The sequence below is a fragment of the Protofrankia sp. CiP3 genome, assembly GCF_917627345.1.
In the GTDB taxonomy this organism is placed as follows: domain Bacteria; phylum Actinomycetota; class Actinomycetes; order Frankiales; family Frankiaceae; genus Protofrankia.
The window spans coordinates 3,056-3,815 of sequence record NZ_CAKJTM010000211.1 but is presented as its reverse complement, the minus strand read 5'-3'; the positions used below and the strand labels follow the sequence as shown (position 1 = coordinate 3,815).

Annotated in this window: 1 protein-coding gene; it reads right to left on the bottom strand. The window is 72.6% G+C overall.

Going from position 1 to position 760, the window contains the following annotated elements:
* Positions 1-616, bottom strand: a 616-nt coding sequence (locus tag MJ797_RS26390; protein WP_239342397.1) for a helix-turn-helix domain-containing protein, incomplete at its 3' end; no start/stop codon positions are given.
* Between the last annotated feature and the right edge of the window lie 144 nt (positions 617-760).

Genomic DNA, 760 nt, shown 5'->3' with positions numbered 1-760 from the left:
GGTGGATACGGGCACGGGCCTGGATGGAGGGCTTGGCGTCCACGGAGATCACCCGGTCGTGCGGGCCGAGGGGCCTGCCCTGGTAGAAGCCCTGGTAGAGATCGAGAACAACGGTGGCCTTCGCGGCGAAGTCCGGGTCCCTCGGGAAGATCCACGACTGGTATTGCCAGGGTTTGACCGGGTGCTCGGCCAGGATCCGGCGGACGCTGGAGGGCGAGATCGGCCCAGTCAACCCACGGGAGGTCAGCTCGGTGGCTAGTTCCGGGCCGCTCCAGCGGGCCAGCGGCACCCCGGTGTGCGCGGGTAACCGGCAGGCCAGCGCGCACACCTCGGCCCGTTCCAGCGCGCTGATCCGCCGGGGCCGCCCGGTGCGGGGCCGGTCGGTCAGGCCAGCCAGGCCGGCCGCGGCGAACCGGCCCCGCCAGGTGCGCACCGTGTTCTCCTGGACCCGTAGGTGGCGGGCGATCCGGGCATTGGGCCAGCCCCGGGCCGCGTACAGCACGATCCCGGCGCGCTGCCGGTCCCGGTGTGGGGTCGTGTGGCCACGGGCGCGTGTCCGCAGTGTGGCGCGGACGCTGGCACGGAGCTCGACGGGCACGGCGCTGGTCATGGGCATGGGAGGTTCCTGCCCACGGCGGGTGGTGGCTACCATCGTGATGCCCTCGCCCCGCTGGTAGGGCACACTGGGCGGGTCATGCCCACGATCCCGGAGTCCACCCAAAGCTCGATCAGGCTGCGGCTACTCGCTCACGCCGAGCGG